29 protein-coding genes, 3 tRNA genes and 1 pseudogene are annotated in these 25,558 nt (G+C 39.7%); 7 read left to right on the plus strand and 26 right to left on the minus strand.

Features of this window, described 5'->3' with window-relative positions; all coding sequences use genetic code 11:
- Positions 1–912 (plus strand): annotated as a pseudogene (locus AAV96_RS18270) (hypothetical protein); the annotation flags it as partial.
- A 118-nt stretch (positions 913–1,030) separates the two neighbouring features.
- Here the strand turns inward: AAV96_RS18270 and AAV96_RS08330 are convergent.
- From AAV96_RS08330 to AAV96_RS08340, 3 genes are all read right to left on the minus strand, one after another.
- Positions 1,031–1,107 (minus strand) — tRNA-Arg (locus tag AAV96_RS08330).
- A gap of 46 nt (positions 1,108–1,153) precedes the next feature.
- Positions 1,154–1,230: transfer RNA gene (locus AAV96_RS08335), tRNA-Arg, on the minus strand.
- A gap of 11 nt (positions 1,231–1,241) precedes the next feature.
- Positions 1,242–1,331, minus strand: a tRNA-Ser gene (locus AAV96_RS08340).
- 259 nt (positions 1,332–1,590) lie between these two features.
- Between AAV96_RS08340 and rnr the strand changes: the two genes are divergently transcribed.
- From rnr to AAV96_RS08365, 5 genes are all read left to right on the plus strand, one after another.
- Entirely contained in the window at positions 1,591–4,023 is a 2,433-nt protein-coding gene (gene rnr, locus AAV96_RS08345) for a ribonuclease R (protein WP_046738969.1), read from the plus strand.
- 180 nt (positions 4,024–4,203) lie between these two features.
- Positions 4,204–6,243 carry a M3 family metallopeptidase gene (locus AAV96_RS08350; protein WP_046739006.1) on the plus strand — a complete coding sequence of 680 codons (2,040 nt, stop codon included), beginning with the start codon at positions 4,204–4,206 and terminating at the stop codon, positions 6,241–6,243.
- Positions 6,244–6,281: 38 nt separating this feature from the next.
- Positions 6,282–6,488, plus strand: a complete 207-nt coding sequence (locus tag AAV96_RS08355) for a YheV family putative metal-binding protein (protein ID WP_004660391.1) — start codon at positions 6,282–6,284, stop codon at positions 6,486–6,488.
- 10 nt (positions 6,489–6,498) lie between these two features.
- A complete protein-coding gene (locus tag AAV96_RS08360; RefSeq protein WP_046738970.1) occupies positions 6,499–6,945 on the plus strand; it encodes a hypothetical protein in 447 nt (148 codons plus the stop codon).
- A 226-nt stretch (positions 6,946–7,171) separates the two neighbouring features.
- Positions 7,172–8,056, plus strand: coding sequence for a DMT family transporter (locus tag AAV96_RS08365; protein WP_046738971.1), 885 nt, complete (start codon positions 7,172–7,174; stop codon positions 8,054–8,056).
- Between the two features lie 106 nt (positions 8,057–8,162).
- Here AAV96_RS08365 and AAV96_RS08370 read toward each other — a convergent pair whose 3' ends face one another.
- From AAV96_RS08370 to AAV96_RS08395, 6 genes are all read right to left on the minus strand, one after another.
- A complete protein-coding gene (locus AAV96_RS08370; RefSeq protein WP_004660388.1) occupies positions 8,163–10,367 on the minus strand; it encodes a TRAP transporter large permease subunit in 2,205 nt (734 codons plus the stop codon).
- 179 nt (positions 10,368–10,546) lie between these two features.
- A complete protein-coding gene (gene rrtA, locus AAV96_RS08375) occupies positions 10,547–11,128 on the minus strand; it encodes a rhombosortase (protein ID WP_004660387.1) in 582 nt (193 codons plus the stop codon).
- Positions 11,129–11,204: 76 nt separating this feature from the next.
- A complete protein-coding gene (locus AAV96_RS08380; RefSeq protein WP_004660386.1) occupies positions 11,205–12,284 on the minus strand; it encodes a hypothetical protein in 1,080 nt (359 codons plus the stop codon).
- A gap of 359 nt (positions 12,285–12,643) precedes the next feature.
- Positions 12,644–12,850 carry a hypothetical protein gene (locus AAV96_RS08385; protein WP_004660385.1) on the minus strand — a complete coding sequence of 69 codons (207 nt, stop codon included), beginning with the start codon at positions 12,848–12,850 and terminating at the stop codon, positions 12,644–12,646.
- Between the two features lie 210 nt (positions 12,851–13,060).
- Positions 13,061–13,456: a hypothetical protein gene (locus AAV96_RS08390; protein ID WP_046738972.1), complete on the minus strand. Its 396-nt coding sequence runs from the start codon at positions 13,454–13,456 to the stop codon at positions 13,061–13,063.
- Positions 13,443–13,700: a succinate dehydrogenase assembly factor 2 gene (locus AAV96_RS08395; protein WP_046738973.1), complete on the minus strand. Its 258-nt coding sequence runs from the start codon at positions 13,698–13,700 to the stop codon at positions 13,443–13,445. The genes AAV96_RS08390 and AAV96_RS08395 overlap by 14 nt, the downstream gene beginning before the upstream one ends.
- 188 nt (positions 13,701–13,888) lie before the next feature.
- On the opposite strand from AAV96_RS08395, the gene AAV96_RS08400 reads away from it, so the two are divergent.
- Positions 13,889–15,061: an acyl-CoA dehydrogenase family protein gene (locus AAV96_RS08400; protein WP_004660381.1), complete on the plus strand. Its 1,173-nt coding sequence runs from the start codon at positions 13,889–13,891 to the stop codon at positions 15,059–15,061.
- 54 nt (positions 15,062–15,115) lie between these two features.
- On the opposite strand, the gene AAV96_RS08405 is transcribed toward AAV96_RS08400, so the two are convergent.
- The 17 genes from AAV96_RS08405 to rpsN all read right to left on the minus strand — a co-directional run bounded on the left by AAV96_RS08405 (position 15,116) and on the right by rpsN (position 25,550).
- Positions 15,116–15,622 carry a DUF2059 domain-containing protein gene (locus AAV96_RS08405; protein ID WP_005219651.1) on the minus strand — a complete coding sequence of 169 codons (507 nt, stop codon included), beginning with the start codon at positions 15,620–15,622 and terminating at the stop codon, positions 15,116–15,118.
- A 123-nt stretch (positions 15,623–15,745) separates the two neighbouring features.
- Positions 15,746–17,236 carry a flavin-containing monooxygenase gene (locus AAV96_RS08410; protein ID WP_046738974.1) on the minus strand — a complete coding sequence of 497 codons (1,491 nt, stop codon included), beginning with the start codon at positions 17,234–17,236 and terminating at the stop codon, positions 15,746–15,748.
- 344 nt (positions 17,237–17,580) lie between these two features.
- Positions 17,581–18,156, minus strand: a complete 576-nt coding sequence (locus AAV96_RS08415; protein ID WP_171249138.1) for a tetratricopeptide repeat protein — start codon at positions 18,154–18,156, stop codon at positions 17,581–17,583.
- 220 nt (positions 18,157–18,376) lie between these two features.
- Positions 18,377–18,742 carry a 50S ribosomal protein L17 gene (rplQ, locus tag AAV96_RS08420; RefSeq protein ID WP_004641032.1) on the minus strand — a complete coding sequence of 122 codons (366 nt, stop codon included), beginning with the start codon at positions 18,740–18,742 and terminating at the stop codon, positions 18,377–18,379.
- 18 nt (positions 18,743–18,760) lie between these two features.
- Positions 18,761–19,768, minus strand: coding sequence for a DNA-directed RNA polymerase subunit alpha (locus tag AAV96_RS08425; protein ID WP_004660372.1), 1,008 nt, complete (start codon positions 19,766–19,768; stop codon positions 18,761–18,763).
- Positions 19,769–19,786: 18 nt separating this feature from the next.
- On the minus strand, positions 19,787–20,413 hold the full coding sequence (rpsD, locus tag AAV96_RS08430) for a 30S ribosomal protein S4 (RefSeq protein WP_004641035.1): 627 nt from the start codon (positions 20,411–20,413) through the stop codon (positions 19,787–19,789).
- A gap of 12 nt (positions 20,414–20,425) precedes the next feature.
- Positions 20,426–20,812, minus strand: a complete 387-nt coding sequence (rpsK, locus tag AAV96_RS08435; protein WP_001040166.1) for a 30S ribosomal protein S11 — start codon at positions 20,810–20,812, stop codon at positions 20,426–20,428.
- 19 nt (positions 20,813–20,831) lie between these two features.
- The gene (gene rpsM / locus AAV96_RS08440) at positions 20,832–21,188 is read right to left on the minus strand and encodes a 30S ribosomal protein S13 (RefSeq protein ID WP_000090816.1); all 357 of its coding nucleotides are present in this window, start codon (positions 21,186–21,188) and stop codon (positions 20,832–20,834) included.
- 107 nt (positions 21,189–21,295) lie between these two features.
- Complete coding sequence (gene rpmJ, locus AAV96_RS08445; RefSeq protein ID WP_000867907.1) at positions 21,296–21,412, minus strand: 50S ribosomal protein L36; 117 nt, start codon at positions 21,410–21,412, stop codon at positions 21,296–21,298.
- Between the two features lie 20 nt (positions 21,413–21,432).
- Positions 21,433–22,752, minus strand: coding sequence for a preprotein translocase subunit SecY (secY, locus tag AAV96_RS08450; protein ID WP_171062401.1), 1,320 nt, complete (start codon positions 22,750–22,752; stop codon positions 21,433–21,435).
- A gap of 45 nt (positions 22,753–22,797) precedes the next feature.
- Positions 22,798–23,238, minus strand: coding sequence for a 50S ribosomal protein L15 (rplO, locus tag AAV96_RS08455; protein ID WP_004660366.1), 441 nt, complete (start codon positions 23,236–23,238; stop codon positions 22,798–22,800).
- 3 nt (positions 23,239–23,241) lie between these two features.
- Positions 23,242–23,418 carry a 50S ribosomal protein L30 gene (gene rpmD, locus AAV96_RS08460; protein WP_003653652.1) on the minus strand — a complete coding sequence of 59 codons (177 nt, stop codon included), beginning with the start codon at positions 23,416–23,418 and terminating at the stop codon, positions 23,242–23,244.
- Between the two features lie 6 nt (positions 23,419–23,424).
- On the minus strand, positions 23,425–23,922 hold the full coding sequence (gene rpsE, locus AAV96_RS08465) for a 30S ribosomal protein S5 (RefSeq protein ID WP_004657688.1): 498 nt from the start codon (positions 23,920–23,922) through the stop codon (positions 23,425–23,427).
- A gap of 2 nt (positions 23,923–23,924) precedes the next feature.
- Entirely contained in the window at positions 23,925–24,275 is a 351-nt protein-coding gene (gene rplR / locus AAV96_RS08470; RefSeq protein ID WP_004660364.1) for a 50S ribosomal protein L18, read from the minus strand.
- 14 nt (positions 24,276–24,289) lie between these two features.
- Complete coding sequence (gene rplF, locus AAV96_RS08475) at positions 24,290–24,823, minus strand: 50S ribosomal protein L6 (RefSeq protein WP_004660363.1); 534 nt, start codon at positions 24,821–24,823, stop codon at positions 24,290–24,292.
- Between the two features lie 13 nt (positions 24,824–24,836).
- The gene (gene rpsH / locus AAV96_RS08480; RefSeq protein ID WP_004660361.1) at positions 24,837–25,232 is read right to left on the minus strand and encodes a 30S ribosomal protein S8; all 396 of its coding nucleotides are present in this window, start codon (positions 25,230–25,232) and stop codon (positions 24,837–24,839) included.
- Positions 25,233–25,244: 12 nt separating this feature from the next.
- Complete coding sequence (gene rpsN / locus AAV96_RS08485; RefSeq protein ID WP_004660360.1) at positions 25,245–25,550, minus strand: 30S ribosomal protein S14; 306 nt, start codon at positions 25,548–25,550, stop codon at positions 25,245–25,247.
- Positions 25,551–25,558 lie beyond the last annotated feature (8 nt).

Below are 25,558 nucleotides of genomic sequence, written 5' to 3' on the forward strand. Positions count from 1 at the left end.
GCTGTAACTGGTATTAGTGGTGGTATTACTGGCGGTGTCGGGAGCAATCCACTTGAGGCTGTGACTGGTATTATTGGTGGTATTACTGGTGGTATTACTGGCGGTGACCTCGCCAATAATCCAATTACAGGTGCAATCCAAACTGGTATCGATATTCTTCAGGGCGTAGAAAGCCTCAAAACAGAAATTATCAATACAGGAATTAATACTGTTGCAGATACAATTATCAGCGCCGTTCCTCAAGTTGAACACCCTGTTGGTGATCTAGCGGATTTAGGTACGCTTAGTTTCGAAACTTCACGAGATACAGTGAACGGAACACTTGAAGCGATTTCTGATTTATCTGGTGGTGATCTTAGTGGTGTACTTGAGTCTGCAACTGGCGTTGTAGGTACTCTAATCAATAACAGTTCAAGTGCAGCAGATATTCTTCAACATATTACAAATGATTTTGCTTTTGGTAATCCACTTGATATTGCCACTGGCGTTATTGATGGTATTACTGGAACTATATCAGGTAGCCCATTAGTATCTATTTCTGAAATTATCACCAATATAGGTAATGGATTTGATAGTGGTGATGTGATTTCAGGAATTGCTCAACCAATTCAAACGGGTATCACTAACGCTAATCTTGCCATAGATACACTTCAAGATAATCTCACAAATCTAGCAAGTGATAGTACCTTTGAAACTATCGACAGCTTGATTAACGTCAATTTAGGCGGTGGGGATTATCATATTAGTGGCAGCGTAGATAGTATCTTGAATGCAATTACTGGAACTGTTTCATCAACAATTGCTGTAGGTGAACCAAATCCAAATGGCGGATCAGTCACTGACCTCATCTCTCTTCCATCACAATTAACGAGTCTAACTGACAATTTATTCAGTTCAATCAATCATTTCTAAATAGACCAACTAAAAAGCCGCTGATTTCAGCGGCTTTTTACATTTATCATTTAATTCATATTCAATCATAAAATTCAGGCACAAAAAAACCGCAATTAAGCGGTTTCTTCTATTAAGTTGGTGCGCTCAGAGAGATTCGAACTCCCGACCCCTTAGTTCGTAGCCAAGTGCTCTATCCAGCTGAGCTATGAGCGCATTACTTATGTGCCTATTTAGGCCTGTGTTACTTTAAATCTTTACTTGGTGCGCTCAGAGAGATTCGAACTCCCGACCCCTTAGTTCGTAGCCAAGTGCTCTATCCAGCTGAGCTATGAGCGCTTTAAGTAAAGTGGCGGTGAGAGAGGGATTCGAACCCTCGGTACAGTTACCCGTACGCATCCTTAGCAGGGATGTGGTTTCAGCCACTCACCCATCTCACCGTAACACGAGCGCAATAATACAAACTAAAACCACATTACACAAGGGATGATCCTGTTTTTTTCTCTTTTTTTAAATCAATCAAATGTTTTTTAACCAATTCTTATATTTTTTCGGCATTTTTTAGCTCAACGCTTGTTAATATAGTGTTCTCTCCTTTATTCAGATTGGACAATAAACAGAATCTTGCAATCTTTGACGTGCAGTTAAAGTTTGAATGACTTATGCTAAACCGATCTGCCAGATGTGAAATGAAACGATATGACTACAAATTGGGTTGATCCCGAAGCAAAAGCAGAAGCGCAACGTTACGATAATCCTATTCCTAGCCGAACTCTTATTCTAACTACATTAGAACAATTAAAAACTGCACAGTCTCATGCAGAACTGGTTGACCACTTTAATATCCCAGATCAAAAAAGTATTGATGCATTGAATCATCGTTTAAGTGCAATGGTTCGCGACGGTCAGTTAATGAAAGATGGTTTTAAATACCAACCTGCAACCGATTTGCCAAGCCATGAAGCAACGGTTTATATCAACAGTAAAGGCTTAGGTACGGCCAATATCGCAGGTCAGGATGATGTATTGTTACCTGAACGTGAATTACGTCTAGTCTTTAATGGCGATCGCGTTAAAGTCCGCCAAACTTCTGTTGATCGTAAAGGTAAAGCCTGGGGCTTTATTACCGAAGTCGTACAACGTCGTGTCAAACAAATTATTGGTAAAGTCGCTGAACATGAAGGTGAATACTTTATTCAGCCAAGCAATCCAAATCAGCACCAACCAATTACCTTAGAAAAAGAATTGATTGAACATGCCAATGCCAAAGTTGGCGATATGCTACGAGTTGCGATTGATGATTACCCGACTCGTGAAGAATTAGCGACAGGTCATGTTGTACAGTCTATGGCGGACAAAGCTGACACTGAAATTATTATTCCACAAACCATTTTAGAATTTGGTTTGCCTTATGAATTTCCAGAAGCCGTCATTAAAGAAGCTGAAAGTTTTAAGGAACCTTCAGAACAAGATCGCAAAGGTCGTGTTGATTTACGCGATTTGCCATTAGTCACAATTGATGGTGAAGATGCACGAGATTTCGACGATGCCGTATTCGCAGAGAAACGCTCAGGTGGTGGTTACCGTGTTGTAGTGGCAATTGCAGACGTGAGCCATTATGTCCGTTTAGATTCGCCTTTAAATGAAGAAGCTGAAGAACGTGGTACATCGGTTTATTTCCCACACTTTGTTTTGCCAATGCTGCCAGAAGCATTGTCGAATGGATTGTGTTCTCTCAATCCACATGTTGACCGTCTGTGTATGGTCTGCGATTTAAAACTGTCACGTGCAGGTAAAGTCACAGATTATGAGTTCTACCCTGCGGTGATGCATTCCAAAGCACGTTTGACCTATAATCAGGTGGCTGCTTATTTTGATGGCGCAACCGATGCTATTCCGCAAGATAAAAGCGTTCATAAATCGTTAAATACCCTATTCCAGCTTTATCAGACACTAAAAGAGCTACGTGCCAAGCGTCATGCGATGGAATTTGAAACCATTGAAACCTATATGACCTTTGATGAGTTAGGTGGAATCAAGGAAATCTTGCCACGTACTCGTAATGATGCGCATAAACTGATTGAAGAATGCATGTTGTTGGCCAACGTTGCCGCAGCTGAATACTCATTAGAACATGATATTCCGATGTTGTATCGTGTACATGAAGCGCCAGAATTCTCACGTATTCAAAAAGTCCGTGATTTCGTCAAATTACTCGGTTTGCCATTCCCAGAGCAACCAACCCAAGCTGATTACCAAGCCGTGATTGAAGCGACCAAAGATCGTTTAGATGCGCCAAGTATTCATGCAGTGTTATTACGCTCAATGATGCAAGCCTATTATGGTGCGAATAATGCAGGACATTATGGTCTTGCTTATGAAGCTTATACGCATTTCACTTCACCAATTCGACGTTATCCAGATTTATTGTTACACCGTGCCATTAAAGCCTATCTCGATAAGAAAGTTTATCCATTGTCTGGTGCAGCTTTAGATGATGCAGGGGAGCATTTTTCACAAACTGAACGTCGAGCCGATGAAGCTTCACGCAGCGTCACAACATGGTTGAAATGCCATTATATGCAACAGCATTTAGGTGATGAGTTTGTTGGTATCATCAGTGCGGTGACTGAGTTTGGTCTATTCGTGACGCTGAAAGATCTCTATGTCGATGGTATGATTCATGTCAGTCAGCTCGGTGAAGACTTCTTCCTTTATGATCAAGCCAGCCAAAGTTTGATTGGTCAGAATCGTGGACAGTCATTTAGCCTCGGTGATGAAGTCAAAATTCAAGTGGCAGGCGTAAATCTGGAAGAACGTAAAATTGACTTCCAATTGGTTCAACAACTGACGCATTTGGGACGTACAATTCGTCAAAAAGCGCCAAGAACCAATACTTCAAATCGTGCTTCAACCACTGAAGAGGTTTTTGGCAAATCACAATCGACAACAGCTAAAGTCAGTGAAGATGGTGAAAAGCCTGTGCGTAAGAAAAAGGATAAGAGCAAATCAAGTTCTAATTCTTATACCAAAAAAACAGGTAAAAAATCTTCTGCGAAGCCTGAAAGCAAAGAAAAGCCAAAGAAGAAAGTGAAAAAGAAAAAGTCGAATGCCAAGACCAAGAGTGAATAACATTTAATTAGAGAGCTTCGGCTCTCTAATTTTTTGGTCTTGAAATATGTGCGTTAGCAATGAATAAAATTTATAGAACAACAAAATACTCATCTAATAAATAATCAATCAGCCTTGATTTATAGAGGCTTAAGCCCTACATCTATAACTATGTTTAAAGATGAATATGGCAAAAATACAATGACACTCCAACAAGCGACACTTCCCCTTCCTCAATTTGATCAAATTCAACTTGCCGATTTAAAACAACAGATTGAACAAACGATTCAAAACGGTCAAAACTTCTTAAATCAACTCAGTGAAGTTCCGCAAAGTCCTGAAGCACAATTGGCAATCTTGGCAGAAGTTGATCAACTTGAAAATAACATGAGTGAGTCATGGGGCATTTTGTCGCATCTAAATGCGGTCATGAACAATGCCGAAACCCGTGAAGTGTATCAAGCCCTGTTACCAAGTTTAAGTGAATACTATACGCAGCTTGGACAACACACGGCGCTGTATCAAACCTATCAACAGATTCATGACAGTACAGTATTACAAACGCTGAGCGAGGCACAACGAAGTGCTATTAAACTGGCTTTACGTGACTTTAAACTGTCTGGCGTTGCACTCGAAGGTGAAGCCAAAAAACGTTATGCGGAAATTTCAGCACGATTATCCCAATTGTCTTCGGACTTCTCAAACCATGTACTCGATGCTACCCAAGCCTATTTTAAACCTTTGGCAGAAGCCCAACTCAAAGGCTTACCACAAAGCAGTGTTGAACTGTTAAAACAATACGGACAACAACGCGAGCTTGAACAGGCTGTTGCCACACTCGACTTCCCTGCTTATTTTGCGATTATGACCTATGCCGATGATCGTGAGTTAAGGCAAGAGCTGTATAAGGCCTATGTCACGCGCGCTTCAGAACAATCTGACAAAACTGAATTTGATAACACACCAGTGATGGAGGAAATCCTGAACTTACGTCAAGAAATGGCGCAACTGCTTGGCTTCAATAATTTCGCTGAATATTCACTTGCCAGCAAAATGGCGCCTGATGTTGAAACTGTTCATCAATTCTTAGTAGATTTGGCAGAGCATGCGCGAACGCCAGCACTTGCTGAAATTGCTGAACTAAAAAGCATTGCACAACAAGATGGAATTGAAGAACTCAAACCTTGGGATGCGACTTACTATTCTGAAAAATTGAAACAACAACAGTTCAACCTTTCTCAAGAAGCGCTTAAACCGTATTTCCCTGCGCCAAAAGTGGTGGATGGTTTATTCCAGATCGTACAACGTCTTTACGGTATTCAAATCATCGAACGCCAAGCCCCTGTTTGGCAAAATGATGTACGTTATTTTGAAATTGAAGATCAAGGTCAAGTGGTCGGCGGTTTCTACTTTGATTTATATGCTCGGAACGGCAAACGCGGTGGCGCGTGGATGAGTGGTTTCCGTTCTCGTGTGCAAACGGACAATGGTCTACAGAAACCAATTTGCTATATGGTATGTAACTTTACCCCACCGATTGGCGATCAACCTGCACTATTGACTCACGATGAAGTCATTACCTTGTTCCATGAATTTGGACATGGCTTACATCATATGCTCACCGAAGTGGATAACATCTCGATTGCAGGGACTCACGGCGTAGCATGGGATGCTGTAGAGTTACCAAGCCAGTTTATGGAATTCTGGGCATGGGACAATGAAAGTTTAGATGTACTCAGTGAACACACCGAAACTAAGCAAACTTTGCCACAAGAATTGCTGTCTGCGTTACTCAATGCGCGTTTCTTCCAATCGGGAATGCAAACATTACGTCAGATTGAATTTGCATTGTTCGACCTAAACATTCACCGTCAGGCACCTGCCTTAAACAGTCAACAAATCCAAGCGACATTGGACGATATTCGCGATAAATTTGCCGTGGTTCCTGCGGTACCTTATAACCGTTTTCAACATAGTTTCAGCCATATTTTTGCAGGCGGTTATGCGGCAGGTTATTACTCTTATAAATGGGCAGAAGTTTTAGCCAGTGATGCCTTCGATCGCTTCGAAAGTGAAGGTATTTTTAACACTGAGACAGGCAAAGAGTTTAGAAAGTTTATTCTAGCAGTTGGCGGAAAAGATACGGCACTTGATGCGTTTCGCAATTTCCGAAAAAGAGAACCAAAAATAGATGCATTATTACGCCATCAAGGTTGGACGAACACCAATAAAACCGCTTAAACTACGTCATTATTGTTCACAGGGTGTAATTAACTGACATGAAAAGACAGTTCATCGCGGGTGCAAAATGCCCTAAATGTGGCGCGTTAGATCGTGTGGTTAAGATCATCACTGTGGATGACGAGTGGATTGAATGTATCGAATGTGCTTATAGCGAAAAACGCCCGACCCACGTGGAAGAGCAACAACCCGCTGAGCCAGATGAAATTGGGGTGATACAATTCAAACCTCGTCATTTTGACTAGAAGGTTAAAAATGATGTCCACATACCAAACTCAAAATTCCAAATTATTATGGATGATAATTGGTGGAATTAGCGTTGTTGTGGTTTTGTTTCTTGCAATTCAATGGTTTTTATCACAAAAAGATCAGCAATCGACAACCACAGCTACACAACCAATTGCCGAAAAAACAATTATATCCAAGGCAGAAACAACTGTTAGTCCAGATATAAATACGGCGAGCAGTGAAGTTGCTGCACCAATACAATTAGTTGAAGAGTCAATTGTCAAATCACCACTTCCGAGCAATGACAGTTTAGCCAAAGAAGAGATTGCAAAACTAGATGATATTCATCAGCAACTGCAAGACCAACAGCGTGACTTGAAACAACAAAATAACGATGTTGATACTTTACTTAAGCTCAAAGAAGATCAAATTAAACTTTTGGAGGCTCAAATCTCCACACAACATAAATCTTAAAACAACAAAAGCTTTAATCCGATTTAAAGCTTTTTACTCATTTAAATATCAATCTCATATTTCTAATCGCGATTTTTTATACAGATCCTCATAAGTTTGTATTCACACTGATTGCGGTATGATGGATATAAGTCACTCAACAAATCTAAAATCCAGTTTAAAAGCACATTTCTTTCATCGTTTGACAAGCATAGAATAACTTTAGTCTCAAAGTTTCGTGTCTAATATGAATTCACTTCAAACTAATCGCAATCTTTTACTTGCGATTGGTTGCTTGACAACCTCTGCCCTTCTTTTTTCGATCATGGGTATCTGTATTCGTTATGCATCACATACGGTTGATAACTATACAATTGTTTTTTTCCGCAACGTGATTGGACTCATCCTATTTCTGCCTTTTATTTTTAAACAAGGCATTAGCTTTGTAAAAACAGAAAAACTATGGATGCATACTTGGCGTAGTATTGTTGGACTTGCAGCTATGTATGGTTTCTTTTACGCAATTGCGCATTTAAAGCTATCAAATGCAATGGTATTTACCTACTCTTCCCCAATTTTTATTCCAGTTATTGCATGGTTATTTCTAAAAGAAAAAATCACCATTGCTATGCTTTGTGCAGCAGTTTTAGGATTTATTGGCGTATTTTGCGTTGCTAAACCCGATCAAGGTCTACTGAACTGGATTTCGGTGATTGGTATCGCCTCTAGCTTACTTGCATCAATGGCTTTTGTAACCGTTCGAGCATTAACTCAAACTGAACCACCTGAACGCATCGTATTTTATTTCTGCTTGATAGGATCAGCACTTTCTGTGATTCCAATGTTTTGGATATGGCGAACCTACCATGTAAAAGAATTATTATTTTTGATTGGCGCAGGGATACTTGCTAATGTCAGCCAAATTTTTATGTCTCATGCTTATCGACTTGCGCCAGCAGGACAAATTGCACCTGTGAATTATATGGCAATTATTTTTGCAGGTGTATGGGGCTTCTTACTTTGGGATGAAGTACCTGATTTATACAGCGTGATTGGATTTTGTATTATTTTGCTGGCAATTTTATTATGTAGTCCATTGACTCAACGTCAAAAGAAAATGATTCAACGCTAAAATATTTGATCTTTAAAAATAACTTATCAACATTGATGATGTCCAAAGCATTTTAAATCTTAAAAAATAAAAAAAGCACCCGAAGGTGCTTTTTTTATTTCAACACTTAGTGTTTATACCAACCAAACATTTGGAAGATATATGGTGCATAGGTCACCAATACTAAAGATGAGAACAATACGATAATCGGTAATAACCAACGCTCATAACGATAATAGAAACTTGTGTATTTCTCTTTCGCTTCCTTATCAGCAGCCGATACTTCTTCATCCCCGACAGAGAGTCGCGTCAACAAATGGTTTAATGCCACAGGTGGTGTTACATAACCAAATTCGAATGCAACCAATACAATCATCCAGAAGTGAATCGGATGAATACCGTTCTCATAAGCGACTGGCGCTACTGTCGCAGCAACTAAGATTACAGCACCGAATGGATCGGTAGTCATACCAATAATTGCAAGTAACATTGCAATAAAGGCAAGAGAAATGTAGATATTACCCAAGTGTGTTGGTAATAACTCAACCACTTCAGCACGCTCGATTAAACCACCAACGCTCGCAGATAATGCCATCAGTAGAATCAACGCACCGATATGACCAACTGTTTCTGAAGTTGCAAAACGTAATGCACCACCAAAACCAAAACTCTTACCACCATGAGGATCATGGCTTTTTAAGAAGTCTGATTTCTGCTCATGTTCACGAACTAATGCTTCATGCTTTGCATCAACGACTGGAGCTGGTGCAAGTTTTGCTGCAAACAATTTGTCAAACAAAATCATTGCAATCAACACCAATGGTAAAATCATTGGCGCTGTGAATTCATTGATTGATGTATCTAACGCAAGTTTATAGAACATCACAACTGCAAAACCAATGATTACATAAGGAATCACAGGTACACATGCACGTAACATTCCAGGTACAGCAACTTTTGGTGAATTTACACGGAATTTTTCTTCAGCAAGAATCAATGAAACGCCAAGGAAAATAAATGCAGTTAACCAGAAAACATAGATACCATGATCAAATAACTCTGTAGACGTTACATGACGGCTATCCAGCATTGAAATCAAGATAACCAATAAGCATGGACGAATAACCACACCTAACGAACCTGACATTGCTGATACAGCTAAGGCATATTGACGGCGCGCACCAGAATTCCAAACTTCTTTATAAATGATCGCGCCCGCTGCAATAACGAAGATACCAGAAGCACCTGTGTATGCTGTTGGAATCGCTGCTGCAATCAAAATCAACCAAGTTAAAGTTTCAGGTGCAAGATTCCACGGACGTAAGATATTTAAGAATAAATCCATAACACGTGTTTGAGTGAGCAACATACCCGCCCAAATAAACAATGCAAGATTTAAGAAAATACCAGAGAATTCAATCAAAATTCCTAAATAGATCCCTTGCCCCATTGGATAGTCCATGAAGAAGGTAAACACAATACCTGTTACCAAGGACATAAAGGCATAAAGCGGAACGCTTAATAATGCTAGGCCAAAGTTACCTTTAGGCTGTGCAGTTTTAGGAATAAAGATAAATTGGAAAACACTGATAATCGTAAGTGATACGAATAAGGCTATCCACAACCAATATAAAACGGCTGTCTTTCCAGCGACTTCAACACCTGAGTTCAATACAGAATGGTACTGACTAACAACTGAATAGCTGAGTAATGCATTACCAGCCACCATTAGCGCTGAATAAACGCGATAGTCGATTTTACTCTTTGGCGCACGTAGACCAATATGGTGATAACGAAGCGAAGCAGTAATAGAAGCAAACAAAACCATTACAAGTAATAGAACAGTTTGGTTCTCAGAACCTAGCTTAAAGATACCAAAGAAGGTTGTTTCAACTTTACGATAAGTACGAATACTTGGATGAGCTTCCAAGTGCTTCATTGCTTTATCATAGAACTGATATTTTTCATCACATTGCTGTTGAGCAGCTAGTAATGAAGCACGTACATCTGATTCAGAAGCTGCACCAAACATGCTTGCAAATTCATCAGCAGCATTCGCTTTCATCTGCTCTTGAACTTGCGCTTCAATATTAGGATGTCGATCACAAGATGGTTTTTCAGGTTCAGCTCGTAAAAACGAATACTGCATCCCAGTTGTTTGATCACCGTAAAGACGCTCCCCCATACGGAGCATTTGACCGTGAATCATCTCGCCAGTACCAATAAGCAAAGTCATTAGCAACAAAGCAAGAATGATGAATGTTGATATCCAATCATTCCAGATATAGCCTAATCGGGCTAACCCAGACATTTTCTCTTGATCATTTTGCATGTCTATTCCAGTTTATTGTTATCAACACCCATCCAAAGATGTTGAATCATGCGATGTCCATGGTTGATAGATAAGTGAATTTACCCTCTTCGTAACCAATCCCTTTTAAACCGCCTAAATTTGCAGCAATCTTTTCCAAAAAAGAATGACTACAATCACTTTTTTGTTGGTTTTTTTTATCAACTTATATGTTCTCTCTCTATCCTTCTTAATAATAAATAACCTAACCCACAGAACAAACCACCAATCGCACCAATCAAATGAGCTTCTGTCAGAACAGGACTACCAATTAACTGTGCAGTACCTGTCTGACCAAAAGTATTTTCCCATATTAATTTTGCTGCGATCAGCAACAAGACCAACAAGGCAAATTTTCTTTCTTTAGGATATTTCAGATACACGAGACCAACAGCAACATATAATCCATGCAGCACGCCAGAAAGACCAGCATAGGCATCGATATAAGGTAAGTAGAAATAAAAGATAAGACTAATAAACGGAGGAAGGATTAACAGCAGAACACATAAGTGCCAATTACGAGCATGAGGAAAAATAAAAGGTAAACATGCGAATGCCAACATATTTAAGAAAAAATGCATCCATCCAACATGAACCCAATGTGCCGTCCATAAACGCCAAAATTCAGCGAGTAAACTAGGTTTCCAATAAATGAAGTGATCTGCAAATACTTGCAAGCACGCTGATATAGAAACACATACAGCGATTAAAATAACTTTCGGTATCCATACGTGATCTTTCATCCATTACCACCCCATGAAAAAACTGACCTTTTACCAGTTTAAATGTTTCACGTGTAAAAGGTCGTTTAATTCAAGTTTACTCTGCAGGTGTTCCTTCTGCTGGTGCTGATGCACCATCTCCACCGTCAAATAATGCATCCAATTCAGATGAACTTTCTTTCTTATCATCCCAGAAAGAAGTCAAACCTTCATCACCAGAGCGTACGCCTGTATTCTCCGTCCAGTAACGATCAGCTATACCGCGGACCATCAAACCAGCCATCTTATCGATCAATCTAAATTGAGGATTTGCTGGTTTGTCTTCACCTGTTGCAGCAGCATAAGAACGGAAAGCATCACGCAGTTTGGCATCATCACCACTTGCTTGTGCAGCGACTGCATATAATGCATGTGATAAACGAACACCTTTTTTCTCACCAATTTGCATTGATTCTTTCATGGTTGCATAAGGTTCAGGTTTACCGTCACCAGCACCTGGTAATAAAGTCCAAATCACTGCTCGCGTCGCCATCGGCGCGCCCCAGAATTTTTCATTATCCAAACAGGTCATGCCACGCTCAACAATACCCGCAATATCTTTCGGGACATTAATCGCGCCACCAGAGTTAATATCATTGGTCATTGCTTGCAGACCACTTACCATCCCTAAAAGGTAAACTGTCTGATCTAAATCATTGCGCATTGTTGGGCATGAATCACCCAATTTATATTTATATTTTGATTCCCAACGATTAGCAAAAAGTTGATAACCTGCATATTGACGTTCAGCAGCAATCCCCGCCCAACGTTTTTGTTCAATACGAGCGTCTTGAGCTTCAGAAACTTGACCTGCTTTCGAAGCACGCAAATAGCGGAGTTCTGCCTCTAAGGCTTTATTTTCAGCACAAATACCTGCTGAGGTATACAATAACACCGCCATACGTGTTGGATCAGCACCCATATCTTTGGTTGACATCACCGCAGGGGTTAAGGCATTACCTGAATTACACACCATTTCGGCGTCATCCATCGCCAAAATTGGTGGAACAATATGATTTTCACTAAAACTTAATGCGACATTAGCCCCTGTTTTAATGATTTGTGAACACCCTGATAATATTGATGTTGTGAGTAACGCAACCGCCACACCCTGTCCCATTTTCTGGAATTTAGACATTCTTCCTGTCCTCTAATTAATTTGTTTTTCCTTTTAGATGTACCTTATCAGATGCAATACTTGAATTAAAGAGTAATTGCTCTAATTTAACATGTGCATTTTGACACAATTCACAGATAGGTGAATTGACAGAGAGTTGAAAATACAAAAATTTTAGGCAAAAAAAAGTAGCATTGCGACGGTTCAGCACATGCTACTTATTAACTGGTAAAAACGTGAAACTCTTTATCTTTTAGTTTTGTTGAAAGTAATCCTTTAGTAATGTTCCAGCTCTTCCTACAACAATCGCCATAACGATTGCAATTACTAGAAACATCCACATTGAAATCTCCATAGAGACCTCCTACAACATTGCGTATCTACTTTTGATAGATACTAGATTGGCGTTCGTCATCAGTATTCACGGGAGTATGATATATTGATGACACTTTCAATCTCTTTCTCTTGGTCACAACAACTTTTGATTGATGCGATTCAAGAAGTTCCCTGAGTAAAGTTCCTGCTCTTCCTATAACAATTGCAAAAACAATTGCAATCACCAGAAACGACCATGTTGGAATTTCCATCACTTTGGACCTCCACCACACTTTACGTTGGTGTTTGTACTTTAACGAAAATGAATACAAGTTGATGGTCAGATTGTCTGACAATTCAGATTTTCACAAAATTTTAGAGTATTTAATCTAACAATTTAAATGAATGCAAAGCAAAAACAACATAAATAATTGAAAATAAACATATAATTAATTATATACAGTCGTAGAATTGTCCAACAATTAAAGCATTTTTATTAATAATTTTAAGTTTTTCCACTGCGAAATTGACAATTGATCCCACCAAATCGTTAAAGGTTGGTACTGAGTATCAGAAAAATAGATCGTAATATAAGCTTGGTGATCAATAATTTTAGTGATTGTTCGACCTTGGATTGCGATAGAAGTATCCATAAACTCAAATGACCAATGCTGATGATCCAAATACTCAAAACGCTTTATTGAAGGATGCCGTAACAACAGAAACCAAAATAAAACCATGACAACAAGGCTAAGCAGCCAAAATGAAAGAGCTAGCAATTGGTAGGCTAAAATTAGAACAGTGACAAAAACTAAAAGTTGCAATACAAAGGAAAATCGACTGTATTGCAACTCAAAAACACGATTAGCCGTGTACATAATGTTTTAATTTTCGAATAAAATCTTTTAACTCAACGCGAGGCGGCTCACCAACTTCCATAAACCAATCCAACAAGTCTGGATCTTCTTGATCAACCAACTCTGCAAATAGCGCCTTTTCATCAGCATCGGCGGTTAAATAATAGTTTTTAACATAAGGATCGAAATACACATCAATTTCTTTTAAACCACGACGTGCGCGATAAACGACCTTACGTTCTTCCAAACTTATTTCATCAGACATTATTTGTTCCACTATGCAACAATTTTATAGTGATAGTGTACCCGATCCCCCATTAACTTCGCAGCGTTTTTTCTCAAGTGACCAAATACATCAATCAAATTGAGCATTGATCACATTGTTCACTATTTTCAATTTCTTGTATCGTGATGATGATCGTTTACATCCAATGACTAGGGAAAAAATAACAAATGCAATCAGGTGCAATTCGTCCAATTCCAAATATGCTCCCACGTAAGCTATTTACTTCTGATCATGAAGCATTTCGTGAAACTGTACGTAAATTTTATGAAAAAGAAGTTGTGCCAAATATTGAAAAATATGAGAAACAACAACATGTTGACCGTGACTTATGGAACAAAGCAGGTGAACTAGGTTTACTCTGTACCACAATGCCAGAACAATATGGTGGCTCTGGGGTTGATCGTTTGTACAGTATGATTCTCATTGAAGAACAAGCTTATGCAATGGACTCAAGTACAGGTTTCTCATTACACTCAGACATCGTTGCCAATTATGTCAATAACTTTGGTAATGAAGAACAGAAACAACATTGGTTGCCAAAAATGGCAACAGGTGAAACAGTTACAGCGATTGCAATGACTGAACCGGGTACAGGTTCGGATCTTCAAGCAGTTCGTACTACTGCTGTACTTGATGGCGATGAGTATGTCATTAATGGTTCAAAAATCTTCATTACCAATGGCTACCTTTGTGACATGGCAATCGTCGTCTGTAAAACAGGCAACAATGAAAAAGGCTCAGCAAATTTATCATTAATCATCGTTGAAGCTGATCGTGCTGGTTTTAGTAAAGGTAAACCTTTAAATAAAATCGGAATGAAAGGACAAGATACTTGCGAATTGTTCTTTGACAATGTGCGCGTACCTAAGGAAAACCTACTTGGTATGGAAGGTATGGGCTTCATCATGTTGATGAAAGAATTGGCATGGGAACGTATGTTGGTTGCGATTATTTGCCAAGCAGGTGCAGAAGCAGCATTTGCACATACTGTTCAATACACCAAAGATCGTAAAGCATTTGGCAAAGCGATTAGTACATTCCAAAATACGCGCTTTAAATTAGCTGAACTACGTACTGAAATTGATTTCTGCCGTACTTATTTAGATCGTTGTATGGAATTACAACTTGAAGAAAGCTTAGGCGTAGATGCCGCAGCGGCAGCTAAATACAAAATTTCAGATATGTTCTCAAAAGTTGTGGATGATTGCTTACAGTTACATGGTGGCTATGGCTATATGTTGGAATATCCAATTGCACGTGCCTACATCGATAACCGTGCTAACCGTATTTATGCGGGAACAAACGAAATTATGAAAGAATTAATTTCTCGTACACTTTAAACATAAATTGGAAAGTTAAAGGGATCACGTTTAATTACACGATTCCTTTTTTATTTATTTAGTTTCAGGTTTTTCAGTTGTTTGAGCTGGCGTAGGCGTTGGATTCATTCGTGCCATTAGTTGCTTTACCGTTGGATTATCAATATGTTGCTGCATAGTGACATTTAAAGCAGTGCGTGCATTTTGCGTAGTAAAATGTGCAACTTCACTTCCTATCTCACTGGCTTTTTTAGCCCACGCTTTCCCTTCTGTAGATTGATAAAAGGTTAATGCAGCTTGCAGTTCCTTTTGACTGAATGTTTCAACATAGCGTTGAATAATGAATTGCTTACGCTGTTCACTGTTTAAATTTTTAATCAAATCTACGTAAAAATTTTCAGGTATATCTTTAGGCAAACGCATTCGGATTTGCTCTAAAATCATTTTATCGGTGTTTTGTAAACCTTGTTCGGTTCCATCTACAGATACCAATTTTTGAGCAATAACTTCTTTCTGTTTTACATCATCAGCAAAAACAAATGTACTGAATAATAATGTCCCCAAGATTAATAGCTTTTTCACTCAGTCATCCCTGTTTTAAATGTTATTGCGCTCAATATACGCGATATTTTTTATATTTAAATAGCCACTCAAATAAAAAACCCTATGCAACTGCATAGGGTTCCAAAACATTCAAGCAAAAAATTATGATACTAATTTTGGCTTACGATTTGTTTGATCGCCACGCTTATGGAATTCTAAAACCCCATCATTAAACTTAGCATCTTTCAGTTCTTTACGATCAGCTAGGTAATTATTGGTGATCTTCCACGGTGCTTGTTTACCTTGCTTAGGCATTACATCAGCTGCACGTGCGATATAACCAGAAGACATTTTACCCATGATCGTATCATTTTCACGCTGTAAAGGATCAGCGTGCGCAATCACTTCATCAAAACCATTTTTATCCATATGATTGATTAAGCGACAGATATAATCAGCTGCAATATCAACCTTTAATGTCCATGAAGCATTGATATAACCAATGATCATCGCCATGTTAGGGACATCACTCACCATCACGCCTTGATACAGCATATGTTGAGATGTGTTCATTGGCTTACCATCAATTGAACCTTGCACCCCACCTAGAATCTGAATTTCTAAACCAGTTGCCGAGATCACAATATCCGCTTCTAAATGTTTTCCAGATTTTAATTGGATACCATTTGCAGTGAATTTTTCAATTTGATCTGTCTCAACACTTGCTTTGCCTTCACGTAAAGATTTGAATAAATCACCATCTGGCACAACACATAAACGTTGATCCCATGGATTATAGCTTGGTGTAAAGTGTTTCATATCAACTTTACCTTTCAACTGCAACTCAATACCTTTCAACAATAAACGACGCACAGTTTTCGGATATTTTTGCGCTAATGCATAAATACCACGTTGCATACCAATATTACGTGCGCGAGTAAATTTATACGCCGTTTCCTCAGACATAAATTTACGTGTTTTCTCATAAATAAAGTCAATTGAAGGAATCGTTGCAATATAAGTTGGTGAACGCTGTAACATTGTGACATGCCCTGCTCCACCTTTCACCATTGAAGGTACAAGTGTAATTGCAGTTGCACCACTACCAATGATGACCACTTTTTTACCAGTGTAATCTAAATTTTCTGGCCAATGTTGTGGATGAATAAACTGACCTTTGAAATCCTCTTGTTTCGGAAATTTAGGTGCATAACCTTGATCATAGTTATAGTAACCAGTACAACCCATGACAAAGTTTGCAGACCAAGTTTGTTTTTTCTTGTTGTTATCTTCGATCTCAACTGACCATTTTTTCTTTGCAGAATCATAGTTTGCTGAAAGAACACGATGACCAAAGTGAATTTTATCTTTTAACTGATTTTCACTGATCACATCGCTTAAATAACCCTTGATTTCAGCACCACTAGCCAACACTTTGTCTTTTGCCCATGGCTTGAAGTTAAAACCAAAAGTTGACATGTCCGAATCAGAACGAATACCAGGGTAACGGAATAAATCCCAAGTTCCACCGAAACTTTCACGACGTTCTAAAATTTCGAATTTACGTTGTGGACAGTTCTTAGAGAGATGCACAGCTAACCCAATTCCAGAGATACCTGCACCAATAATTAATACATCAACTTGCTTTTCCATTTTTTTTATACCCTGTGTAAATCATGTCTTTATTAAAGCACAAATTTGACAATACACAATGTCAAGTTTAGTCATTCATCGGTTTTTTTATATCAGTTCGGGACATTTTGATAAAAATTCGCTGTCAAAAATGTTGAGATTTTTGCTTGGATTTGTTTAATTAAAGGTTCTAGATAACAGGATAAGATGGCAATAATTAGACTCTTGCGCTTATCTAAATCACTTGAAAGACAATATTTAAAGAATAATATTAAGACGGAACAAAAATATTAAAAACCGCTCGTATATTCTAAACACTCGAATGGTTTTAGATTAAATATTTGTACACCAAATAAAAGCTATAATTATTTTTTCTTAAGGGAGTTTGCTTTATCTTCCCAACGTTTTGCGATATCTAAATTTTTTTCAACGCCTATTCCATATTGATACATAAACTCAATTTCTCTCATAGCTTCTTTACTTCCTTGAGCAGCAGATTTCTGAAGTAAATCTAATGACTGATCAATATTTTTTATAACCCCTTCACCATTACGATATAGCCTAGCTAAACCAACCATAGAATCACTGTGATTAAGATCCGCCCCTTTTGCAAACCAAATAAAAGCTTTTTTATAATGATCTTTGGCATCAATTGGATCTGTATCTTCAACTAAACCTGCATATGTTGCATATCCATCACCCAGCCAATACATAGCATTCACATTCCCATTTTCAGCAGACTTCATAGCCCAACTTTCCGCTTGAGCTTCATCTTCCTCAACCCCATAACCATGGATATAAACATCTGCTAATTCTAATTGCGCTGATGAATCGCCATTTTTAGCTTTTGTTAATAGTTCATTTGAGAAAGTTGGATTAGCAAATGTTTGCATAGTGAGGATTAGTCCTAAAACAATAAATGTAAGTTTGAAAATTTTCATTTCAGCCTTTAAATTAAGGTTATATTTGGTTCTTTAATGTTTTAATAATACTTTATAAATATGAAAATAATGAGACTATCTAAGATAGTTAGGATTATTCAAAACTAAATTAATAACTTCATTAATCTATAAAGCTTCTACCTCTACGCTAAACAATAAAAAAGGTCGGTTATTACACCGACCTTTTTTGGAACAACTGACTGTTCTACACGTAGAAGTATTATTTTACTTCACGGTCAACGAGTTCAACGTAAGCCATCGGTGCAGCATCACCTGCACGGAAGCCCGCTTTAAGAACACGAAGATAACCGCCGTTACGTTCTTTGTAACGAGGGCCAAGAACGGTAAATAATTTACCAACAGTTGCTGCTGAACGAGTACGAGCAAACGCTAAACGACGGTTTGCAACAGTATCGTTTTTAGCCAAAGTGATTAAAGGCTCAGCAACACGACGAAGTTCTTTCGCCTTAGGCAAAGTTGTCTTAATTAACTCGTGCTCTACTAAAGCATTTGTTAAGTTTTGAAACAACGCCTTACGGTGGCTGCTTGTACGGCCTAATTTCACACCACTATTACGATGACGCATGGTGATAGTCCTACTTAATTAACGGCTACGATAGGCAAATCGGTCATCCATACGGAGACTAGCTGGTGGCCAGTTCTCTAAACGCATGCCGAGTTGTAAACCTTTCGATGCCAAAACATCTTTGATCTCTGTTAACGATTTTTTACCTAAGTTAGGAGTTTTTAACAACTCAACTTCAGTACGTTGAACAAGATCACCAATGTAGTAAATATTTTCTGCCTTCAAACAGTTAGCAGAACGAACAGTAAGCTCGAGATCATCTACTGGACGAAGCAAAATTGGGTCAACTTCTTCGCGAGGTTCTTGAGCAACAGGAGTTTGATCTTTCTGAAGATCAACAAAAATTGCAATTTGTTGTTGCAAGATTGTTGCCGCTTTGCGGATAGCTTCTTCTGGATCAACAGTTCCGTTAGTCTCAAGATCGATCACTAACTTATCAAGATCGGTACGTTGTTCTACACGAGCATTTTCTACTGTGTAAGAAACGCGCTTGATTGGGCTATAAGAAGCATCTAACTGTAAGCGACCTACTGGACGTGTTTCACCTTCTGGGAAACGAGAGTCAGATGTCTCATAACCACGACCCTGAGCTACTTTAAGGCGCATTTTCAATGAACCAGAAGAACTCAAAGTACCGATTAGATGATCAGGGTTAACCACTTCAACATTATGAGGTAAACGAAGGTCAGCTGCTGTTACGTCACCTGCACCTTGCTTCTCTAATGTTAAATATGCTTCATTTTGATCGAACAGCTTAATAGACAATCCTTTTAGGTTCAGCAAGAGCTCGACGATGTCCTGCTGCAAGCCTTCTAAAGTACTGTACTCGTGCTCGACGCCTTCTATCTCAACTTCAACCACAGCAGCGCCAGGTAAAGAAGACAATAGAATGCGACGTAAAGCATTACCTAGAGTATGGCCAAAACCACGCTCTAAAGGCTCAAGAATCACTTTTGCCGAGGTCCCGCTCACCGCTTCGACCTTGATCGCTTGCGGAGTTAGAAACTCGTTTGCAGTACGCGTCATTTATTGCTACCTCAAGGATTATTTAGAATACAATTCTACAATCAAGCTTTCGTTGATTTCAGCAGGTAAATCAGAGCGATCTGGTGCAGCTTTAAACGTACCTTCCAACTTAGAATGATCAACTTCCATCCAAGCAGGGATACCACGTTGAGCAGCTAATTCAATAGCGTTTTTGATACGCAATTGTTGTTTAGCACCTTCATGCACTGCAATTACATCACCCGCTTTTACTTGAATAGACGCAATGTTTACACGACGACCATTTAAAGTAATAGAACGGTGAGATACTAACTGACGAGCTTCTGAACGTGTAGAACCAAAACCCATGCGATAAACTACGTTATCAAGACGGCTTTCAAGCAATTTCAACAAGTTTTCACCAGTTGCGCCTTTAACACGAGCTGCTTCTTTATAGTAGTTACTAAATTGACGCTCTAACACACCGTACATACGACGTACTTTTTGTTTTTCACGTAATTGTAGTGAATACTCAGATTGCTTACCACCACGAGCCTGACCATGTTGACCAGGTGCTTTATTGTGTTTTTTGGTTTTTACATCAAACGGTTTAACGCCTGATTTAAGTTGCAGGTCTGTCCCTTCGCGGCGAGAGAGTTTGCATTTTGGACCAATATAACGAGCCATGAATGTTTCTCCTTACACGCGACGTTTTTTAGGTGGACGGCAACCGTTGTGAGGAATTGGAGTCACATCGGTAATGCTGTTAATCTTATAACCCACTGCGCCTAATGCACGAACCGCAGACTCACGACCTGGACCAGGACCTTTTACAAGGACGTCTAGGTTTTTCAAACCGTAATCCAAAGCTGCTTTACCAGCAACTTCAGCAGCTACCTGAGCAGCGAACGGAGTTGATTTACGTGAACCACGGAAGCCTTGTCCACCTGAGGTAGCCCAAGCCAATGCATTACCTTGACGATCGGTAATCGTTACAATGGTGTTATTAAAAGACGCGTGAATGTGTGCAACACCTTCAGAGACGGTACGAGTGACCTTCTTGCGTGTGCGAGTATCTTTAGCCATCTTTTAGCTTCCAGAAATCTTACTTTTTAATCGGTTTGCGCGGACCTTTACGGGTACGTGCGTTAGTTTTGGTGCGTTGTCCACGAACAGGCAAGCTGCGACGATGACGAAGACCGCGGTAGCAGCCTAAATCCATTAAACGTTTAATGTTCATGGAAATTTCGCGACGTAAATCACCTTCGGTCGGAACCTTAGCAACTTCTGCACGAATCGCATCAAGCTGAGCATCATCTAATTCACGGATTTTTGTAGTTTCAGTGATACCTACAGTCGCTAAGATGTTCTTAGCAGTGTGGCGACCGATACCAAAAATATACGTGAGAGAGATAACAGCATGCTTGTTATCCGGAATGTTTACACCGGCAATACGAGCCATTCAATTTTCTCCAAAAAGGCAGTCAAGATAATCAACCGCCCCACAAAAATCTTGAGGGGCGGATAATAACCTAATTAGCCTACTGAAATCAACAGGTCTTAATTAAATTAACCTTGACGCTGCTTATGACGAGGTTCTGCGCTACAAATCACGCGAATAACCCCATTACGACGGATAACTTTGCAGCTACCACAAATTTTCTTTACAGAAGCTTGTACTTTCATGATGAAACCTCTAAGTGCGCTTATCCCTTAGGATGAGCAGTCGTTTTTCTCATTAACGTTTGATTATCATATTGATGCGAAGTAAGGTGCGCTTGAAGTTGCGCCATAAAGTCCATTACTACTACAACTACAATCAGTAAAGATGTTCCACCCAAATGGAATGGAATACTAAACGAACTTTGTAGCACCATAGGCATTAAACACACTACAGTAATGTAAATTGCACCAATAAAAGTCAAACGGTTAAGAATATGATCTAAATAACGAGCCGTTTGCTCACCTGGGCGGATACCAGGCACATATGCTCCGCTGCGTTTTAAGTTCTCTGCAACTTCTTTCGGGCTAAATACTAGCGCTGTATAGAAATAACAGAAGAAAATAATTAACGCACCAAACAGCATTAAATACAACGGCTGTCCAGGCGATAACACCAATGCCAGATCTTGTAGACTACGCTTCACAATCCCTGCATTTGGATCAGCACTACCTAACCATTGCCCCAAACTCGCTGGAAATAATAACAATGAGCTTGCAAAAATCGCTGGAATCACACCTGCCATATTTATTTTTAATGGCAAATGCGTCTGCTGTGCAGTAAAAACACGACGACCTTGTTGCTTTTGTGCATAGTTCACTGGAATACGACGTTGTGCTTTTTCAATAAACACAATCGCAGCTAAAACGGCTAATGAGAGTAAGCCAAATACAGCTAAACCAATTAAACTACCTTGACCATTATCTACAGACGTAAACGACTGTATTACAAGATTTGGCAAACCTGCCACAATACCTGCAAAAATGATCATCGAGATACCATTACCAACACCACGTTCGGTAATTTGCTCTCCTAACCACATCAGAAACATTGTTCCCGCAACTAACGAAGTAACTGCAGGAACATAGAATGCTAAGCCTGATGTCAAAGTAATACCTTGACTGATCAAACCAGCACACATCCCTACACCTTGCACGAGTGCAAGGAATAAGGTGCCATAACGTGTATATTGATTGATCTTTCGTTTGCCTTGCTCGCCTTCTTTTTTCAAAGCTTCTAACGAAGGAACAACCGTAGACATTAACTGCACGATAATCGATGCAGAAATGTACGGCATAATCCCTAACGCTAAAATCGACATGCGTTCTAATGCACCGCCAGAGAACATGTTAAATAAGCCTAAGAAGGTACCTTCATTCGCCTTAAAAAACCGTGCTAGCGCTATATTATCAATACCTGGCAACGGAATATGCGCTCCTAGTCGAAAGACCAATAACGCGCCAATCAAAAACATTAATCGACGAATAATTTCACGATATTTCACATGAAACGGTTGGCCTTTCATCATGTTTACATGACCTGAAGAACTAGGAGTCATAGACACTCGAGATTACTCCTCGACTTTACCGCCAGCAGCTTCAACAGCAGCTTTAGCGCCTTTAGTCAACACAACACCTTGAACAGTGAATGCGCGAGTGATTTCACCAGAAAGAACGATGCGAGCACGAATTTGATCACGACGAACAACGTTCGCAGCTTTTAAAGTTTCAAGGCTAATTACATCACCTTCAACTTTATTCAATTCAGACAAACGTACTTCAGCAGTTTTCAAAGCGATTTGGCTAGTGAAACCGAATTTTGGTAAACGACGATATAACGCTGTTTGACCGCCTTCAAAGCCTGGACGAGTACCACCACTTTTACGTGAGTTTTGACCCTTGATACCACGACCACCAGTCTTACCAACGCCAGAGCCGATACCACGACCTAGACGACGATTTTCACGCTTAGCACCTTCAGCAGGTGCAAGTTCATTTAAACGCAGAGTCATGGCTTATTCCTCTACACTAACCATATAGTAAACTTTGTTGACCATACCACGGTTAGAAGGCGTATCTTGCACTTCTACAGTATGACCAATACGACGCAGACCTAGACCTTGTAAGCAAAGTTTATGATTTTTTAAACGATGCGAAGAAGATTTAGTCTGGGTAACTTTAATCGTTTTCATGATTGATTACCCTTGAATTTGTTCTACTGAAAGACCACGTTTCGCAGCGACTTTCTCAGGAGAAGTCATATCACGCAAACCTTTGAAAGTTGCGTTTACTACGTTAGCAGCATTTGTAGAACCATAACATTTAGCAAGTACGTTATGTACACCTGCAGCTTCGAGAACAGCACGCATCGCGCCACCAGCAATTACGCCAGTACCTTCTGAAGCAGGTTGCATGTATACACGGCTTGCACCATGACGAGCATTCACAGGGTGTTGTAAAGTAGTCCCCGCAAGGTCTACAGTAATCATGTTACGACGTGCAGCTTCAAGTGCTTTAGAAATAGCAGCTGGAACTTCACGTGCTTTACCACGACCAAAACCTACACGACCATTACCATCACCCACAACAGTTAATGCTGTGAAAGAGAAGATACGACCACCCTTAACAACTTTGGCTACACGATCAACGGCAACCAGCTTTTCAACGAGACCTTCGTTTTGTTCAACTTTCGCCATGATTAGAACTCCAAGCCGCCTTCACGAGCAGCATCAGCCAAGGCTTTGATACGACCATGATATTTAAAACCAGAACGGTCAAATGCAACTTTAGTAACGCCAGCTGCTTTAGCACGTTCTGCGATTAAAGCACCAACCTTAGTTGCTGCATCGATATTACCAGTCGCACCACTACGCAAAGATGCATCTAAAGTTGAAGCTTGCGCTAAAACTTTGCCACCATCTGCTGAAATAACTTGAGCATAGATGTGACGCGGAGTGCGGTTTACACACAAACGAGTCGCACCCAATGCACGAATGTGCAAGCGTGTGCTTTTTGCACGACGCAAACGGGTTTGTTTCTTTTCGTTCATAAGAACCTCGCGCCTTATTTCTTCTTAGCTTCTTTACGAAGAATAACTTCATCCGAATAACGAACACCTTTACCTTTATATGGTTCAGGAGAACGGTATGCACGGATTTCCGCTGCTACTTGACCTAACAACTGCTTGTTTGCTGATTTCAAAATGATTTCAGTTGCAGTTGGAGTTTCCGCTGTTACACCTTCTGGTAAAGCGTAGTCAATTGGGTGTGAATAACCTAAAGCAAGGTTAACGACAGTGCCTTTAACTGCTGCTTTGTAACCAACACCAACTAGCTGTAACTTACGTTCGAAGCCTTCGCTAACACCTTTTACAAGGTTGTTCAATACAGCGCGAGCAGTACCAGCTTGCATCCAAGCATCTTTCGACTCTTTAACTGGAGCAAGTTGAAGTTTACCTTCTTCCTGTTTTAGCTCGACCAGCGCATGCAGGTTGAAAGACAATGTACCTTTAGTGCCTTTCACTTCGACCTGCCGGCCGTTCTGAGTAACTGTTACACCATTAGGTACAGTTACTGGGGCTTTAGCCACACGAGACATGAGGAATCACCTATTAAGAAACAAAAGCAATAACTTCACCACCAACGCCCGCAGCACGTGCAGCGCGATCAGTCATGATGCCTTTGCTTGTAGAAACAATTGCAATACCTAAACCTTGCTTAACGCTTGGAAGTGCATCTTTACCGCGATACTGACGTAGACCTGGACGGCTTACGCGCTTCACAGTTTCGATAACTGGTTTGCCTTCGAAATATTTTAACGTAATAGTCAAAGTAGCTTTTGCATCTTCTTGAGCAACTTCTACATTTGAAATATAACCTTCTTGTTGAAGAACGTTTGCAATAGCAACCTTCAACTTAGAAGAAGGCATAGAAACAACTTGTTTCTTTGCCATTTGAGCGTTACGAACACGCGTTAACATGTCGGCAACGGTATCTTGCATACTCATTATAGTCGCTCCTTACCAGCTTGCTTTAACAACGCCTGGTACATCACCCTGCATTACTGTATCGCGTAATTTGTTACGGCTTAAACCGAACTTACGGAAGTAACCATGAGGACGACCAGTTAAACCACAGCGGTTACGAAGACGTACTGGAGATGCATTACGTGGTAATGCTTGTAACTTCATCATCGCTTCGAAACGTTCTTCATCAGAAGCATTTACGTTTGCAATCGTTGCTTTTAATTCAGCACGTTTTGCAGCGTATTTAGCAACTGTCTTTTCGCGTTTCAATTCGCGATTAATCATACCTTTCTTAGCCATATCGACCT

Origin of the sequence: Acinetobacter sp. AG1 (assembly GCF_001005525.1) — a bacterium.
In the GTDB taxonomy this organism is placed as follows: domain Bacteria; phylum Pseudomonadota; class Gammaproteobacteria; order Pseudomonadales; family Moraxellaceae; genus Acinetobacter; species Acinetobacter modestus.